The sequence below is a fragment of the Romboutsia sp. 1001216sp1 genome (assembly GCF_039841805.1).
GTDB lineage: Bacteria > Bacillota > Clostridia > Peptostreptococcales > Peptostreptococcaceae > Romboutsia_C > Romboutsia_C hominis.
The window spans coordinates 44,900-62,404 of record NZ_JBDPHA010000012.1 but is presented as its reverse complement, the minus strand read 5'-3'; the positions used below and the strand labels follow the sequence as shown (position 1 = coordinate 62,404).

Genomic DNA, 17,505 nt, shown 5'->3' with positions numbered 1-17,505 from the left:
GCCTCCGGTTCCTATTATAGTATTATTTTGTTGCATATATATAAATATATTCAACTCGACATTATAAAATCCTGTCATATGCCTATTATAATACTACAGTAGAATTATTTTTAATAGATAATTAGAATTTTCTATTAGTACTGATGTTTTTTAAAATAAAAAGACTAGAGTTAAACTCTAGTCTTTTTTTATAACCACTCTGCAGATTCAGTTAAAATAACAGCTTGTTCTTTTTCAACTTGCATGAATCCCCCAGATATTTTTGCTTCTTTAAATTTACCTTCTTTTTTTAGACGTAGAGTTCCATCAGATAATCCTGCAACTAAAGGTCTATGGTTTTTTAATATACCTCTGTCTCCTTCAGTAGTTCTAACTATTATCATCTCTGTTTTATCTTCATAGAAGATTTTATCAGGAGTAACAATTTTAACCGCAAATTCGCTTGCCATTATTATCTACTCTCCTTCGCTTTTGCAACTGCCTCTTCTATACTTCCTACGAATAAGAATGCTGATTCTGGTAAGTCATCATGCTTACCTTCTAATATTTCTTTGAAACTTCTTACAGTTTCTTTAACAGGTACATATTTACCTTCAAATCCTGTGAATTGCTCAGCAACTGTGAAAGGTTGAGATAAGAATCTCTCTATCTTTCTAGCTCTTTGTACTGTTACCTTATCTTCATCAGATAATTCGTCCATACCAAGTATAGCTATTATATCTTGAAGCTCTTTATACTTTTGAAGTATAGATTGAACAGCTACTGCAACTTCATAATGTTCTTTTCCAACTACAGCTGGGTCAAGTACTCTAGATGTAGACTCTAATGGGTCAACAGCTGGGAATATACCTAGAGACGCTTTTTGTCTAGATAAAACTGTCTTAGCATCTAAGTGTGTGAATGTTGTAGCTGGTGCTGGGTCAGTTAAGTCATCGGCAGGTACGTATACAGCCTGAACTGATGTTATAGACCCTTTATTTGTAGATGTTATTCTCTCTTGTAATTTACCCATCTCTGTAGCTAATGTTGGTTGGTATCCAACTGCTGATGGAGTACGTCCAAGTAATGCTGAAACCTCAGATCCTGCTTGAGTGAAACGGAATATATTATCTACGAATAATAAAACGTCTTGTCCTTCTTGATCTCTGAAGTGCTCAGCCATTGTAAGACCAGTTAAAGCAACTCTCATTCTTGCTCCAGGTGGCTCGTTCATTTGTCCGAATACTAGAGCAGTCTTTTTGATAACTCCAGACTCGCTCATCTCACCGTAAAGGTCATTACCTTCTCTTGTTCTTTCCCCAACACCTGCGAATACTGATATACCACCGTGTTGAGTAGCTATATTGTTTATAAGCTCTTGTATAAGAACTGTCTTACCAACTCCGGCTCCACCGAATAGACCGATTTTACCACCTTTTAAGTATGGTGCTAGTAAGTCAACAACTTTTATTCCTGTTTCTAGTATTTCAACACCTGGCTTTAATTCGTCAAATGCTGGAGCTTCTCTATGTATAGGACTCTTAGGAGCATTTTTTGGTGCTTCCTTACCATCAACTGGCTCACCTAATACATTGAATATTCTTCCTAAAGTTTCGTCTCCTACAGGTACACTTATTGCAGCTCCTGTATCAACAACTTCCATACCTCTTACAAGTCCATCAGTAGAACTCATCGATATACATCTAACTGTGTCATCACCAACATGTTGTGCAACTTCTATAACTATTTTTTTATCTCCGTGCTTTATCTCTAATGCATTTAATAGATTAGGTAAGCTTTTTTCATCATCGAACTTTACGTCAACAACTGGACCGATAACCTGAACTATTTTACCTACATTTGCCATGTCCTAACCTCCTTATTATTGAGCTGAAGAAGCCCCCGCAACTATCTCAGATATTTCCTGAGTAACTGCTGCTTGTCTTGCTCTATTGTATTGTAACTCTAAATTAGATATCATTTCATTAGCATTGTCTGTAGCTGATTCCATAGCTGTTCTTCTCGCTGCTTGTTCTGAAGCATAAGCTTCAGCTATACCTCCGTATATTCTTCCTGAAACATACTTAGGTACGATAAAACCAAGTACAGCATCTGGAGAAGGTAAGTATTGAACAGAAGCTCTACTATTCTTCTCTTCTTTATCTTTGTCTACTGCTATTGGTAACAATCTAGTTACTCTTGGCTCTTGACTTAATGCTGAAACAAACTCTGTATATATTAACTTAACTTCATCTATATCTCCGTTTTGATAAGAATCCATTATATTATTAGATATCTCGATTATATCTTCATACTTAACGTCTTCAACAGAATCTATTGTTCCAATTAAGTCAAAAGATCTTTTGCTAACAAACTCTTTTGCTTTTTTTCCTATAGCTACAACCTTAACATTATTAGAACCTTGAGTCTCTGCAACTAATGTTTTAAATACATTCGAGTTGTATCCTCCTGCAAGTCCTCTATCTCCTGCTATAACTATATAACATTTATTTTTAACTTCTCTTTCTTTGAGAAATTCACTTTTAACTCCACTCGTATTCTTAGCTATATTTTGAACAGCTTCTTGTAAAGTATTAAAATATGGCTTAGAACTTTCTGCTCTTTCCTTAGCTTTTCTAAACTTCGAAGAAGCAACTAATTCCATAGCTTTAGTTATTTGCTTAGTATTTTCAACACTGGCAATACGAGTTTTAATTTCTTTCATTCCAGCTCCTGCCAATTGGGTTACCTCCTTTTTTAAAAAGGATTACGCTTCTATAACAAATTTCTTCTTGAAATCGTTTATAGCGTTTGTTAATTCTTGAGTGAAATCTCCATTCGCAAGAATTTTTTCTCCTATTTGTGGATAATTAGCATCTATGAATTCAATTAATTCTGCTTCAAATCTCTTTATATTATTTACAGGTATATCTGCTAATAAGTTGTTAACAACTGCAAATATAGCTATTACTTGATCTTTAACATCCATAGGTTGATGTTCACCTTGTTTTAGAACCTCAACTATTCTTTCCCCTTGAGCAAGTCTCTTCTTAGTATCTTCATCTAAGTCTGATCCGAATTGAGAGAATGCTGCAAGTTCTTTATATTGAGAGTAAAGAAGTTTTAATGGTCCTGCAACTTTTTTCATTGATTTTATTTGAGCAGATCCACCAACTCTTGATACTGATATACCAGGGTCAACTGCTGGTCTTATTCCTGAGTAGAATAATTCTGGCACAAGGTATATTTGTCCGTCTGTTATTGATATAACGTTAGTTGGTATATAAGCAGAAACGTCTCCACCTTGAGTTTCTATTATAGGTAATGCAGTTATAGATCCTGCACCTAACTCATCAGATAATTTAGCTGCTCTCTCAAGTAATCTTGAGTGTAAGTAGAATACATCCCCAGGGTAAGCTTCACGTCCTGGTGGTCTCTTAAGTAATAATGACATTTCTCTGTATGCAACCGCGTGCTTAGTTAAATCATCATATACTATTAATACATGTTTTCCGTTGAACATAAATTCTTCACCCATAGCAACTCCTGCATATGGTGCTAAGAATTGAAGTGGTGCAGATTCAGATGCTGTAGCAGACACTACTATTGTGTAGTCCATAGCTCCGCCTTTTTCTAATGTACTAACAACTTGTGCAACTGTCGAACGCTTTTGTCCTATTGCAACGTATATACATATAACATCTTTACCTTTTTGGTTAAGTATTGTATCTATACATATAGATGTTTTACCTGTTTGTCTATCACCTATTACAAGCTCTCTTTGTCCTTTACCTATTGGTATCATGGCATCGATAGCTTTTATTCCTGTTTGTAGAGGCTCATGAACTGACTTTCTAGCCATTATTCCTGTAGCTTCTGATTCAACTGGTCTAAATTTATTAGTGTTTATAGGTCCTTTTCCATCAACTGGTTGCCCTAGTGAGTTTACAACTCTACCTATCATAGCATCACCAACTGGAACTTGAACTATATTACCAGTTCTCTTAACGATATCTCCTTCTTTTATTCCAGAGTCGTTACCTAATATAACTGCCCCAACCATGTCTTCTTCAAGGTTAAGAGCCATTCCGTATACTTCTCCTGGGAACTCTAATAATTCACCAGCCATAGCTTTATCTAATCCGTAAACACTAGCTATACCGTCCCCAACTTTTAAAACACTACCTGTATCTGTTAATTCAACTTTATTCTCATAATTTTTTATTTGCTCTTTAATTATAGAACTTATTTCTTCAGGTCTTAAGTTCATGGGTTCACCACCATTCTAAGATATTACTTGAGATAGTATATTTTTCATTCCTGCTAAACGAGTTTTAACAGTTCCGTCTATCTCTTCGTTTCCAAGTCTAACTAGAACTCCTCCTAGTATAGATTCATCAACGTTGTTTTCTAAAGTAACATTTTTGTTGTATTTTTTTGAAAGTTTTAACTCAAGTTCTTTAATTTCTTCTTGAGACATAGGTACTGCAGTTATTGCAGTTCCTTCTAACACATTTTCTTTTTCATTTAATAATGCTTTAAATGAGTTTTGAACAGCTTCTATAACTGAAACTCTATCTTTATCTATCATTATTTTTAAGAAATTGCTTAAATTTTCACTCAACTGATTTTGAAAAACCTTCTTTAATAAGTCTTTCTTTTCTCCTTTTCCTACAAGAGGAGATTTTAAAACATTGAAAAAATCTTCGTTAGATTTTAGTATGTTTACAACTGCTACTAATTCTTCATTTAAGCTAGCAGTTGTGTTAGTTTCTTCTCCTACTTGAAATAAGGCTTCAGCATATCTACTCGCGACTACATTCATCATTTAGCTTCGCCTACCTCTTTTATAAAGTTATCTATTAAATCCTTGTGCTTAGATTTATCTATATCTTTCTCAATAACTTTAGATGCTGCTAATAATGCTATATCAGATATATCGTTTTTGATTTCATTCATAGCTTTTTGTCTTTCTTGTTCTATATCTTTATTAGCTTTTTCTCTTATATTTTGTGCTTCATTTTTAGCATTAGCTATCATTTCAGATTCTTTTTGCTCTGCTCTTAATGTAGCTTGTTTTATTATTTCTTGACCTTCGTTTTTAGCTGAGATTATCTTTTCTTCATATTCTTTCTTTAAAGATAAACCTTCTGTCTTAGCAACTTCTCCTTGTGCTAAGTTTTCTCTGATGTCTTTTTCTCTAGCTTCGATTATTCCTAATACTGGTTTGAATAAAAGTTTCTTTAATATTACAAATACTAGGAATGTATTTATAAGCTGGAATATTAATTCATATGATATGCCTATAAGTGGCTTGAATTCCATATGTTATCCTCCTTCCTACTAATCACAATTCGTAAGTAGGAGATGGCTCTCCCCATCTCCTATTTACAAAATTTCTTAATATTCATTCATAATTTCCTTACATTAATGGATTAGCAAATAGAAGGATTATTGCTATAACTAGTCCGTATATTGCTGAAGACTCTGCTACTGCTGCTCCAAGTAACATTGTTTTTATTATATCACCTTGTGCTTCTGGTTGGTTTCCAACTGCTTCTGCACCTTTACCTGCTGCGAATCCTTGTCCTATTCCTGCTCCTATACCTGTTGCAACTGCGATACCTGCTCCTATAGCTGAAGCTGCTGCTATTATAGCTGTTTCCATAATTACTTCCTCCTTAGAAATTCTAATTTTTTAAAATTTTGATTATTTAATATTTTTTTATTCTGTTGCTGCACTTCCTACGAATACCATCGTTAACATTATGAATATAAATGACTGTAATAATCCAGCAAATATATCAAAATATAAGTGCAGTGGTACTGGTATTATTAACTGACCAAAAGGTATTGTAACACCTGGGATTAATGTTGATAGATATCCCAAGAAGTCATATAGTAAAGCCATTATAACGGCTCCACCAAGTATATTACCAAATGGACGGAAACTTAGTGAAACTGGTTTCGCTAATTCTCCTATTAAGTTAAGTGGTAATAACAGTGGGTTTGGTTCTAATAATCCTTTGAAGTATCCTGGACCATTAAATTTAACACCTGCATAATAAATCATAACGAATGTTATTAATGACCATGCTAATGTAGTATCTAAATCTGTTGTAGGTGATCTAAATCCTAATAATCCTATTAAGTTAGAAACCGCAAAGAATAAAAATAAACTTCCTATGTACGGAACCACATTTGGCATTCTTTTTACAGTTTCCTTACCCATAGTATCTTCTACTAATTTAGCAAGCCCACCTATAGCAAATTCTAAGAATATTTGCAATTTACTTGTTGGAACTTTCTTTAGGTTTCTTGTCATTAAGTAAGAAGCTAAAGCAAGCCCTGCAAGTATTAACCAACTTGTTACTACGGTTTCACTTAATTTAAAGTTACCGAAAAATATAACCCATTTTGCTTGGCTCATACTTACGCCTCCTTTCTTTTGAGTTTGTCTATTAAGAATGTTTTTGTTAATATAACAAACTTAGGACTTAATAACCCTATTGCAACCCCTAATACATGTATGTATGGGGCTTTTACAGAGACAAATAGCACTACTCCTGTCACAGTCATCCTCAGCAAATATTGACCAGCTGAGTATATTTGAGCCTTAGAAACAGGCATAGTTACCGATTTTTCTATTGTTATAGCTAACAATCTAAAATTAAGTACAGCTATTATTGTACCAAATATCAACCCTAAAAGCATTTCTTTGCTAAATGTTGAAGTTATCAACAATAATATAATAGCTATAAGATCGTAAACTATAACTCCCTTTGTTACGTAGTTTATTTCATCTTGTAGTTTTGTATGCATATAATCACTTCCTTTTTGTGTATACTATTAAAGTTTTATAAACTCCCATAAATGCTCCACCAACTCCTAATAATAAAAATACTATCATAAATATTGGTTCTGTATTGAATTTGGAATCAAAAAACTTTCCTAAAAAGGTACACCCAAATATAGGAATTAATATCATCAATCCTACTTGACTTATCAAAGAAAGCATCTTAGCTATTTCCATGTATATCTTGTGTTTACTCATACATTAGATACCTCTCTATGAATAGTTTCTTATATATTCATTAATTTTACTTATGTACATGATTTATGAGACCCACTTAGAGCCCTTTATATAAAAAACCATATACCCTATATTACCACTTTTTCAGCAATTTTTAAACATTTTTTTATTAAATTTGATTTTTTTTGAATTCATTTGAAGTTTTGTGAAAGCACCAATTTAAGCCATTATAGGTATATAACTTGAATAAAATGTTTTCATAAATATATTATTCAAACTAAACAATTTCTATCCTATTAAAATAATATTTAATATATTTTTATAATATTATAATTGTTTTTGTATATTATTCTACCTATTCACTCATTTATGCATGTTTTAAGATTAATAATTAAATATTCTGATTCTCAATAATAATTTAAACTTACTAACATAATTTATAAAATTTTTCATTCAAAAGTTTACATTGTTATTTTTTATTTTTCTTTTAATAGATATCCTTTTCCTTACTCGTCATTAAAAAGGCATCTATAAATTTTATAGATACCTTTCCATGTTGTCTTATTACTTTGTACCGTATAATCTATCTCCTGCATCTCCTAAACCTGGAACTATATAACCATGCTCATTTAATTTTTCATCTACTGATGCAACATATATATCTACATCTGGATGATATTTTTGAACTTCTGCTATACCTTCTGGAGCAGCAACTAAGTTAACTAATCTTATAAACTTAGCTCCTCTTGCTTTAAGTACATCTATAGCTGCAACTGCAGATCCACCTGTAGCAAGCATTGGATCTACAACTATCATTTCTCTTTCTTCTATATCTTGTGGTAATTTACAGTAGTATTCTACTGGTTGTAATGTTTCTGGATCTCTGTATAAACCTACATGCCCAACCTTTGCAGCTGGTGTTAAACTTATAAGTCCATCTACCATTCCTAAACCTGCTCTTAGTATTGGTACTATTCCTAACTTTTTACCTGCTATAACCTTAGATGCAGTTTTTACTACTGGTGTTTCTATCTCCACTTCTTCTAATTGTAAGTCTCTTGTTATTTCATATCCCATTAACATACTTATTTCTGTTAAAAGTTGTCTGAAATCCTTTGACCCAGTGTTTTTATCTCTCATTAATGTTAACTTGTGTTGTATTAATGGATGATCTGTGATTATTACTTTGCCCATTATGACTACCTCCTATTTGCTGTGTTTTTTTTCTATTTCTTTTATCATATCAACTCTTTTTGAGTGTCTACCGCCTTCAAATTCTGTATTTATCCACGCATCTACTATCTCTAAAGCTAATCCTCTTCCTAAAACTCTCTCGCCTAAAGATAACATGTTTGCATCATTATGAGCTTTAGACATCTTAGCTGAGAAAACATCAGATACTACAGCACATCTAATTCCTTTAACTTTATTAGCTGCTAAAGATATACCTATTCCTGTTCCACAGCAAATTATTCCATAATCAATCTCTTTATTTACTACTGAATTGGCAACTATTTCCCCATATATAGGATAGTCCACTGATTCTAAGTTATTATTTGGTCCAAAATCTACACACTCTATGCCTTTAGCTTCTAAGTGCTTTTTTATTTCTTCCTTAAGTTTATATCCTCCATGATCACTACCTAGTCCTATTTTCATCTGCCTAGTCCTCCAATTTATATTATTATAATATATTTTAACCTACTTTTGTTATAATTTTATGCTTTTATTACTTTATATCCTGCCGATTTAAGTAGTCTATTCATTATAGCTTGACCTACACCAGTCATTTCAAAGGCTTCAGAATAAACTATATCTACATTTCTTTTGTCCATTTCTCTTAGTACATCAAATAAATTGCTTCCTACTTCTTCTAAAGTATTCCCCAAAGAAATAACTTCTCCTTCATATACTTCTTTATTTTTTTCCACACACATCACTCCAGATTTAATACCATTTTCAGAGTTTTCACGTATGATTTGATTTATTTTATTGATAACATCTTTATCATTCCCTGACACTATGTATACGTCTGCATCAGGAGAATAATGTGTATACTTCATCCCAGGTGCTTTTGCTTTTTTATTATCTTCTTTTTTTAATAGAGAAGGATCGACCAAAACTTCTCCTAAAACTTCTTCTAGATCTTCTTTTGTTATACTTCCAGGTCTAAGTATCATAGGTACCTCACCTGTAAGGTCTAACACTGTAGATTCCAGTCCAAAGTCACAATTTCCACCTAAAACAATACCACTAACTCTTCCATCCATTTCTTCTTTTACATGGTTACCTTTAGTTGGAGATGGTCTACCTGACATATTAGCAGATGGTGCTGCAATAGGTAATCCTGATTGTTTTATAAGTTCTCTTGCTATTTTATGAGACGGCATCCTTATAGCTACCGTATCTAATCCTCCACTAGTCGTGTTAGGAACTATGTCCTTTTTTTTAAGTATTATAGTTATTGGTCCTGGCCAAAACTTATCCATAACAATCTCGGCTTTATTACTTATATCTTTAGCCAGATCTCTAACTTCTTCTCTATCATATATATGTACTATAAGTGGATTATCGCTAGGTCTGCCTTTAGCTTCATATATTTTCTTTACGGCATTTTCATCTAGAGCATTTGCTCCTAGACCATATACTGTTTCAGTCGGGAATATTACAGTCTTTCCTTCTTTTAATAATTCTGCTTGTTTTTTTAATTCTTCTACATTTATGTTATTAACATCTATTTTACTTATTATTGTTTTCATCTTTTGTATGCCTACTTTCATTTTTAGCTTAAATACACTTTACAATTATTGTACCTACTAAAAAACCAATTATACAATGTAATGTCGTTGACTTTGGAAATATTTCTTCTAAAACTACATATATCATAGTTCCTGCAGCTAAAGAAAGAAAAATACCCATTAAAGAATTAAATACTATCCCAAAACAACCACCTAAAAAACTACCCACACCCATAGGAACTCCTGCTAACAGTGTAAATCCAATCACTTTTGGTATTTTAATTTTAGACCCCACTAAACTAAGTGCCATAGCTAATCCTTCTGGAATATTGTGAATTCCAATTATTATTGCTAAAGTTATACCAAAGGATTCCTCCGATATAAAAGACGATCCAATCGCTAACCCCTCCGGTAGATTGTGAAGTAATATACTAATAAAAACAAGATATCCAGATTTTAAGTCACTAGGTATATCGAGCTTATTTTTTATATACATGGTGATAAGTACACCAATTAATACAAATAAGGAAGTATATGCTATTCCCATTTCCTCCATTGACTCATTCATCAAATCGAAAACTACTACAGCTAACATTATGCCTCCAGATATCCCCATAAAAAAACTAAGATATTTGTCCACATTTTTCTTGAAAACTGCGGATATAACACCACCCATACCAGTTCCTATTACACCTGCTAAAAGTCCTATTAATGTTATTTTAAGTATCATATGCTCCTCCTTTAAATTTTATATACTAATGTATACTTAAAGAAGGAACATATTTATTCATGTTATATAAAAATCCCTAAATTAATAGGGATTAATAGAAGGATTAGATTTAATCAAATTATAGCGATGCCATTTTCTCAGTTTGATCTACAGTTATTAAAGCATCTATCATTTCATCTATATCTCCATCTAAGAATGAATCTAACTTATATAATGTTAAGTTTATTCTATGATCACTAACTCTTCCTTGAGGGAAGTTGTAAGTTCTTATTCTTTCAGATCTATCTCCAGTACCAACCTGACTCTTTCTTTCCGCTGCTATATCTTTGTTTTGCTCAGCTATAGCTTTATCATTAAGTCTTGCTACTAGTATTTTTAATGCTTGTTCTTTATTTTTTAACTGTGATTTACCATCCTGACAAGATACTACCTCTCCTGTAGGTATGTGAGTTATTCTTACCGCAGAGTCAGTAGTGTTAACACTTTGCCCACCATTTCCTGAAGAACGGAAAACATCTATTCTTAAGTCATTTGGGTTTATGTTTACTTCTACTGTTTCAACTTCTGGTAAAACTGCAACTGTTGCAGTAGATGTATGGATTCTTCCTCCTGATTCAGTAGATGGTATTCTTTGAACTCTATGAACTCCTGACTCATATTTAAGTCTTGAGTAAGCTCCCTTACCTTTTATTAAGAATGATACCTCTTTATATCCACCAACACCAGTATCACTTGCACTTAATAATTCCATTTTCCATCTTCTTCTTTCAGCGTATCTTGAATACATTCTGAATAGGTCCCCTGCGAATAGAGCTGCTTCATCTCCACCAGCTCCTCCTCTTATCTCAACGATTACGTTCTTTTCATCGTTAGGGTCCTTTGGTAATAATAATATCTTTAATTCCGCTTCTAGAGGTTCTACTTGCTCTTCTAACTCAGATAATTCCATCTTAGCTAGGTCTCTTAACTCTTCATCTGATTCTTCTTGTAGTATTTCCTTTGAATCAGCTATACTAGTTAAAACATTTTTATATTCTCTATACTTCATTACTATTGGCTCTAAGTCAGAATGTTCTTTCATGTACTTTTGCCAAGTTTTTTGATCATTTATTATTTCCGGATCACTTATTTTTTCTGTTAAATCTTTGTATTTATCTTCTAATACATCTAATTTTTTTAGCATCCTTTTTCACCTCGTTTATTGTAACATATCAATTTTTCATTATATCATAGTTTATAGCCTATAACAACTCTATCAATACCTTGTATATCCTTCTTTGTATATATATTTGTGTATCCATTAGCTTCCATAATTCGCTTTACATCTTCTGCTTGATCATGCCCAACTTCATATGCCAATATTCCATTTTCTTTAATATATCTTACTGATTGTTTGGTTATATCTCTATAAAAATCAAGTCCATCTTCTCCACCTTCTAAGGCATTGTATGGCTCATAATCTTTAACTTGCGTATGAAGTGTTTCTATGTCCCTTTTAGGTATATATGGTGGATTTGAAACTATAACATCAAATTTAGTTTCTATATTTTCAATAGCTGAAAATAAATCTGATTTCTTAAATACGACCTTATCATCTACACCATTGTTTATTGCATTTATTTTTCCCACTTCTAAAGGTATATCCGATATATCTAAAGATACAACTTTAGATTTTTCTATATACTTAGCTAGACTTACAGTTATAGCCCCTGAACCTGTTCCTATATCCACTATATTAACTTCTTTATCCTTACAAAGTTCAATAATTTCTTCCACTAAAGGTTCTGTATCAGGTCTAGGTATTAAAACACCTTCTTTTACAAAGAAATCAAGTCCCATAAATTCTCTACTACCTACTATATAAGCTATCGGTCTTCCATTTATCCTTTCTGATATTAAACTTAAAAACATTTTATATTGTTCTTTAGTTAATTCTTTATTTAAGTTTAAATGGATATAAATTCTATCCACATCTCCAAGTACTTTTTGTAAAATAATTTCCGTGTCTAATCTTGGAGTGTCACTTATTTCTTTTAATTCCTCCATATACTTTATAAGTATGTCTCTTATTGTCATATTATCACCTTTATTTTTCTTCTATTACAGCTTTTAATGCTGTTAGTGCTACTTCTAATTGCTCATCATCAGGTTCTTTAGTTGTAAAGTTTTGTAAAAACATTCCTGGATATGCGACAACTTTAGTAAGACTATTATTATATTTCCCAAGAAATCTTATTATTTCATAAGAAATTCCAGCAATCACAGGAATACATATTATTCTCATAACCACTCTTAATATTGGATTAGGCCATCCAAAGAAAGAGAATAGTATAATAGACGTAAACATAACTATAAATAAAAAGTTAGTCCCACACCTCGGGTGTAGTCTAGTAAATTTTCTAGCATTTTCTACTGTAAGCTCTTCTCCACTTTCATAGCAGTATATAGATTTATGCTCGGCACCATGATATTGAAATACCCTTTCTATATCTTTACTCTTAGATATTCCTACTATGTATATAAATAAAATAGCTATTCTAGCAAAACCTTCTATTAGGTTTAATACGAAATCGCTTTGTATATATTTTGAAAACAAACCTCCTACTACAGTAGGAATTAGTACAAATAATCCTATTGATAAAATAATAGATATTATCATAGTCAAACCTATCATCACATCATTAGCTTTATCTTTAAATATACTCTTGAAAAACCTGTCAAAAGCATCCTCTTCTTCTTCATCTAAAAAAAATTCTGATGAGAAGTTTAAACTTTTAATACCTTCTACCATTGTCTCGATTAATACAAATGAACCTCTTAAAAATGGTATTTTATCTATATTCTTATCTTTTATCCAACTTTTTACTCTATTTTTCTTTACAACAATCTCCCCATTGCTTTTCCTCACTGCAACGGCTCTTTTTTCTTTAGACTGCATCATAACCCCTTCGATTACAGCCTGACCACCTACAGATTGCTTCTTCATTAATCCACCTCTTTATTTTATACTTTACTTATTTCTTTATTATAATATAAGAGTATGTATTAAAATAGACTTTTTATATTATAAAAGGGAGCATTCCTTGGTGATTAACATCATTTTAAGAAACTCCCTTAACTTTCAATTATTTTTTATCTTTATAAACCACATGACATTTTCTGCATCTAGCTTCATAAGTTTCAACAGCCCCTACTTGTATTATAGGGTCATCATATCTTGCAGGTTCTCCATTTATTAATCTTTGAGATCTATTAGCTGGCTGTCCACATACTGAACATATAGCTTGTATCTTATCAACAAATTCTGCAACAGCTAATAACTTTGGTGTTGGTCCAAAAGGCTCTCCTTTAAAGTCCATATCAAGACCAGCAGCAATAACTCTTATACCTTTATCTGCTAAGTTCATAGCTATTTCAACTATTTCTTCATCAAAGAACTGAACTTCATCAATTCCTACCACCTGAGTCTTATTATCTATATGATTATATATCTCTCTTGCATTACTTATAGGTATTGCATTTATACTGTCTCCATTATGTGAAACAACATCCTCTTTACTATATCTATTATCTATTTGAGGCTTAAATACTACTACATTTTGTTTTGCTATTTTAGCTCTTCTCAATCTTCTTATAAGCTCTTCACTTTTACCACTGTACATAGGTCCTATGACAACCTCTATATACCCGTGATTTACAGGTCTATACATATTTCGTACCCCCTATGATTGTTAGATTACATTAAAATAGGAGTTGGCTGCCCAACTCCATTTTTGTAAAGATTAGTCCATTTTGAATCTCTTCTTGAACTTGTCTATTCTTCCACCTGCTTCTATATTCTTTTGCTTTCCAGTATAGAAAGGATGGCACTCAGAACATATTTCTATTTTTATCTCGTCCTTAACAGAACCAGCTTTGAAAGTGTTCCCACAAGCACAACGTACTTCTACAGCTTCGTATTTTGGTTGTATATCTTTTTGCATCATATTCACCTCTTCTCAAATTTTATAAATTAACTATATTAATTTTTTCGTTTTGCATTATCAACTACACCATTATAACATAAGTTTTTTATTGGTACAAGCAGTTTTTCTTTAGATTAAATTCCTTTTATCGATTTGATAAACTCTTCATTATTCTTTGTTCTTTTTAATAATTCTATAACTTTATCTGTAACCTCTAATACAGAATTATTACTCATTTCTCTTCTTAATTTATATAAAGCTGACTTCTCTTCTTCTGTAAGTAATAGATCTTCTCTTCTTGTTCCTGACTTGTATATATCTACAGCTGGGAATATTCTCTTTTCAGCTAACTTTCTGTCTAAGTTAAGCTCCATATTTCCAGTTCCTTTGAATTCTTCAAATATTACATCATCCATTCTAGAACCTGTTTCTACTAAAGCAGTCGCAAGTATAGTTAACGAACCACCTTGTCTTATATTTCTAGCTGCACCAAAGAATTTCTTAGGCCCATGTAATGCTCCTGGATCAAGTCCTCCAGATAAAGTTCTTCCTGTTGGAGATATTGTTAAATTATAAGCTCTCGCAAGTCTAGTTATACTATCTAATAATATAACTACATCCTTTCCATGTTCAACTAGTCTTTGTGCTCTATTTAATACCATTTCAGCGACTTTAACATGGTGGCTAGATACTTGGTCAAATGTTGAGTATATAACATCTCCATTAATAGATTCTCTCATATCAGTAACTTCTTCTGGTCTTTCATCTATAAGAAGTACTATAAGTTCTACATTAGGATGATTTTTAGCTATACTATTTGCTACATTTTTTAATAAGCTTGTCTTACCTGCTTTAGGAGGTGCAACTATTAATCCTCTTTGACCCTTTCCTATCGGAGATATTAAATCTATTAATCTGGTAGCTATATCATGTTGATGTCTTTCTAATGTAAGTCTTTCTTCTGGGTATATTGGAGTTAATAATTCAAAGGCCTTTCTTTGTATCGCTGTTTCAGGCTTCTCGTCATTTATTTTTTGAACATATAAAAGAGCCCTGAACTTTTCTCCTGTTTTAGGGTGTCTAGTTATTCCTTTTATCTTATCTCCAGTTTTCATATTAAATCTTCTTATTTGAGAAGGCGATACATAAACATCTCCTTCTGTAGATAGGTAATTTGACCCTCTTAAGAATCCAAACCCATCTGGAAGTATTTCAAGAACTCCTACTACCTCATCATCTTTTGATGTATTAAATTCATCTATTATTTTAGATTCATCTACTACCTTTTGAGTATAGTATCCTTTATTATTTCTAGTATTGTTATTTTCTATATGATTTCTATGATTATTTTCCGTATTATTTCTATGATTTCTGTTTTCTGTATTACGATTATTTCTATTTTCTTCGTTTCTTTGTTGACTATTTCTCTCTTCTTTAACTTCTATTTGTTTAACTTTCTGTTCTTTCTCTACACTGTCTTTTTCTAAACTTTCTTTTATTATATCTATTAATTCATTCTTTTTATACTTGCTTATAGACTTTATGCCTATTTCTTTTGCTATCTCTTTTAACTGAAGTAGAGTCTTATCGTCTAATTCAGATACTTTTATGTTATCTATATTCAAAAGAATCCTCCTCATCTATATCTCTTTATTATATCTTCCATTTAATCTATGGGATTTAAAGGTGTGAAAAAGAAAAGATTTACTTATAATTAATTTTTATAATATCACTTATCTTCTATACTGGTCAACATACAAACATAGCTATATATAATAATTATTATATATACTATATATTATACTATTTTTAAAAACTTTAAACTATTTATGTATATTTATATTTCCTCGATAAAAAAATATAGGCTTATTCAGACAATAAACCTATATTTATTATACTTCTATTCCATATTATATTTTTTCATTAAATCTACTAATATATCATTTTTATCTAAATTATGTATTGCATCAACAAACCTTATAGTCCCAGTTTTTGCTCTCATAACTACAGATTGTGTCTTAGCCCTATTGTTCCCTATTTGTATTACTCCCTTTAATAAATCACCTTCTGTAATTCCTGTAGCAGCAAAGAATAATTCATCTCCTTTTGCTAAGTCATCAATAGTTAAAACTTTTTGTAAGTCCTCATCAGAAAATCCCATTTCATGACATCTTTCTCTCTCTTGTTCACTTAAAGGATATATTTGGCCTTCCATATCTCCTCCCATACATTTTATGGCAGCAGCAGTTATTACACCTTCTGGTCCTCCACCTATTCCCATAAGCATATCTATTCCTGTTTCTTCGAAGCAAGTAGCTATAGCAGCTGCTACATCTCCATCTCCAAACATTTTTATTCTAGCCCCTAGTTTTCTTGCAGCTTCTATTATATCATTATGTCTTTCTCTATCTTGAACTATTATAGTCATTTGAGTTGTTTTTTTACCTAAAGCTTTAGCAACATTTTTTATATTTTCTTCATGAGATTTATTTAAATCTATACTTCCTTTTGCCTTTGGCCCTACTATTATTTTTTTCATATAAGTATCTGGTGCATTTAATAAACTTCCCTTAGCTCCCATGGCTATTACTGATATAGCATTTGGAAGTCCTTTAGCTATTAATGTAGTCCCATCTAGTGGATCTACTGCTATATCAACTTCCATACTCCCCTTCGTTCTCATACCAACTTTTTCCCCAATATAAAGCATTGGTGCTTCGTCTAGTTCACCTTCACCTATAACAACTTCACCATCTATTTTTATTGATTCAAAAGCTCTCCTCATAGCCTCTACTGCTGCTCCATCTGCTCCATTTTTATCTCCTTTACCCATGAATTTAGAAGATACTAATGCAGCTGATTCCGTTACCCTAACAAGTTCTAGCGCTAAATTTCTATCCATAATATACTCCATCTCCTTAGTTAGTTTTACTAAGAAAAATTATATATTATATTTGTTAATTAGTAAACATGTGTATCACTTTTTATTATTTAGTGTATTATAATAACCCTACACATACTAGTATGTTATATTTTAAATAAATTTTACTTAATTTATTA

21 protein-coding genes are annotated in these 17,505 nt (G+C 31.8%); all 21 read right to left on the bottom strand.

All coding sequences use genetic code 11. From position 1 onward, the window contains the following. Positions 1-188: 188 nt before the first annotated feature. Positions 189-449 (bottom strand): ATP synthase F1 subunit epsilon, encoded by a 261-nt coding sequence (gene atpC / locus ABHC41_RS11565; protein ID WP_092921396.1) that lies wholly within the window; start codon positions 447-449, stop codon positions 189-191. Between the two features lie 2 nt (positions 450-451). Beyond that, positions 452-1,846, bottom strand: coding sequence for a F0F1 ATP synthase subunit beta (atpD, locus tag ABHC41_RS11560; RefSeq protein ID WP_092921397.1), 1,395 nt, complete (start codon positions 1,844-1,846; stop codon positions 452-454). A gap of 15 nt (positions 1,847-1,861) precedes the next feature. Continuing rightward, positions 1,862-2,719 carry an ATP synthase F1 subunit gamma gene (gene atpG, locus ABHC41_RS11555; protein WP_092921398.1) on the bottom strand — a complete coding sequence of 286 codons (858 nt, stop codon included), beginning with the start codon at positions 2,717-2,719 and terminating at the stop codon, positions 1,862-1,864. 27 nt (positions 2,720-2,746) lie between these two features. Then, on the bottom strand, positions 2,747-4,249 hold the full coding sequence (gene atpA, locus ABHC41_RS11550; protein ID WP_166504678.1) for a F0F1 ATP synthase subunit alpha: 1,503 nt from the start codon (positions 4,247-4,249) through the stop codon (positions 2,747-2,749). 15 nt (positions 4,250-4,264) lie between these two features. Beyond that, positions 4,265-4,807, bottom strand: a complete 543-nt coding sequence (locus tag ABHC41_RS11545) for a F0F1 ATP synthase subunit delta (RefSeq protein WP_166504677.1) — start codon at positions 4,805-4,807, stop codon at positions 4,265-4,267. Further along, positions 4,804-5,304, bottom strand: coding sequence for a F0F1 ATP synthase subunit B (atpF, locus tag ABHC41_RS11540; RefSeq protein WP_092921401.1), 501 nt, complete (start codon positions 5,302-5,304; stop codon positions 4,804-4,806). Before atpF ends, ABHC41_RS11545 begins: the two co-directional genes overlap by 4 nt. A 97-nt stretch (positions 5,305-5,401) precedes the next feature. Then, complete coding sequence (gene atpE / locus ABHC41_RS11535) at positions 5,402-5,647, bottom strand: ATP synthase F0 subunit C (RefSeq protein ID WP_092921403.1); 246 nt, start codon at positions 5,645-5,647, stop codon at positions 5,402-5,404. 57 nt (positions 5,648-5,704) lie between these two features. Then, complete coding sequence (gene atpB, locus ABHC41_RS11530; RefSeq protein WP_092921405.1) at positions 5,705-6,409, bottom strand: F0F1 ATP synthase subunit A; 705 nt, start codon at positions 6,407-6,409, stop codon at positions 5,705-5,707. Positions 6,410-6,411: 2 nt separating this feature from the next. Continuing rightward, complete coding sequence (locus ABHC41_RS11525; RefSeq protein WP_092921407.1) at positions 6,412-6,801, bottom strand: ATP synthase subunit I; 390 nt, start codon at positions 6,799-6,801, stop codon at positions 6,412-6,414. Between the two features lie 4 nt (positions 6,802-6,805). Next, entirely contained in the window at positions 6,806-7,033 is a 228-nt protein-coding gene (locus tag ABHC41_RS11520; RefSeq protein ID WP_092921409.1) for an AtpZ/AtpI family protein, read from the bottom strand. 543 nt (positions 7,034-7,576) lie between these two features. Then, the gene (gene upp / locus ABHC41_RS11515) at positions 7,577-8,206 is read right to left on the bottom strand and encodes a uracil phosphoribosyltransferase (RefSeq protein WP_166504675.1); all 630 of its coding nucleotides are present in this window, start codon (positions 8,204-8,206) and stop codon (positions 7,577-7,579) included. Positions 8,207-8,218: 12 nt separating this feature from the next. Next, the gene (rpiB, locus tag ABHC41_RS11510; RefSeq protein WP_092921413.1) at positions 8,219-8,671 is read right to left on the bottom strand and encodes a ribose 5-phosphate isomerase B; all 453 of its coding nucleotides are present in this window, start codon (positions 8,669-8,671) and stop codon (positions 8,219-8,221) included. A gap of 59 nt (positions 8,672-8,730) precedes the next feature. Next, complete coding sequence (locus ABHC41_RS11505; protein ID WP_092921415.1) at positions 8,731-9,771, bottom strand: L-threonylcarbamoyladenylate synthase; 1,041 nt, start codon at positions 9,769-9,771, stop codon at positions 8,731-8,733. A gap of 28 nt (positions 9,772-9,799) precedes the next feature. Next, complete coding sequence (locus ABHC41_RS11500; RefSeq protein ID WP_092921417.1) at positions 9,800-10,480, bottom strand: ZIP family metal transporter; 681 nt, start codon at positions 10,478-10,480, stop codon at positions 9,800-9,802. 118 nt (positions 10,481-10,598) lie between these two features. Further along, the gene (gene prfA, locus ABHC41_RS11495; protein ID WP_092921419.1) at positions 10,599-11,663 is read right to left on the bottom strand and encodes a peptide chain release factor 1; all 1,065 of its coding nucleotides are present in this window, start codon (positions 11,661-11,663) and stop codon (positions 10,599-10,601) included. A 44-nt stretch (positions 11,664-11,707) separates the two neighbouring features. Next, on the bottom strand, positions 11,708-12,556 hold the full coding sequence (prmC, locus tag ABHC41_RS11490) for a peptide chain release factor N(5)-glutamine methyltransferase (RefSeq protein WP_271893878.1): 849 nt from the start codon (positions 12,554-12,556) through the stop codon (positions 11,708-11,710). Positions 12,557-12,566: 10 nt separating this feature from the next. Beyond that, entirely contained in the window at positions 12,567-13,466 is a 900-nt protein-coding gene (locus ABHC41_RS11485) for a DUF1385 domain-containing protein (protein WP_271893877.1), read from the bottom strand. Positions 13,467-13,605: 139 nt separating this feature from the next. After that, positions 13,606-14,190, bottom strand: a complete 585-nt coding sequence (locus ABHC41_RS11480) for a thymidine kinase (protein ID WP_092921425.1) — start codon at positions 14,188-14,190, stop codon at positions 13,606-13,608. Positions 14,191-14,262: 72 nt separating this feature from the next. Continuing rightward, the gene (gene rpmE / locus ABHC41_RS11475; RefSeq protein ID WP_092727659.1) at positions 14,263-14,463 is read right to left on the bottom strand and encodes a 50S ribosomal protein L31; all 201 of its coding nucleotides are present in this window, start codon (positions 14,461-14,463) and stop codon (positions 14,263-14,265) included. A gap of 116 nt (positions 14,464-14,579) precedes the next feature. After that, positions 14,580-16,085 carry a transcription termination factor Rho gene (gene rho, locus ABHC41_RS11470; protein ID WP_092921427.1) on the bottom strand — a complete coding sequence of 502 codons (1,506 nt, stop codon included), beginning with the start codon at positions 16,083-16,085 and terminating at the stop codon, positions 14,580-14,582. 260 nt (positions 16,086-16,345) lie between these two features. Further along, entirely contained in the window at positions 16,346-17,347 is a 1,002-nt protein-coding gene (glpX, locus tag ABHC41_RS11465) for a class II fructose-bisphosphatase (RefSeq protein WP_092921429.1), read from the bottom strand. Between the last annotated feature and the right edge of the window lie 158 nt (positions 17,348-17,505).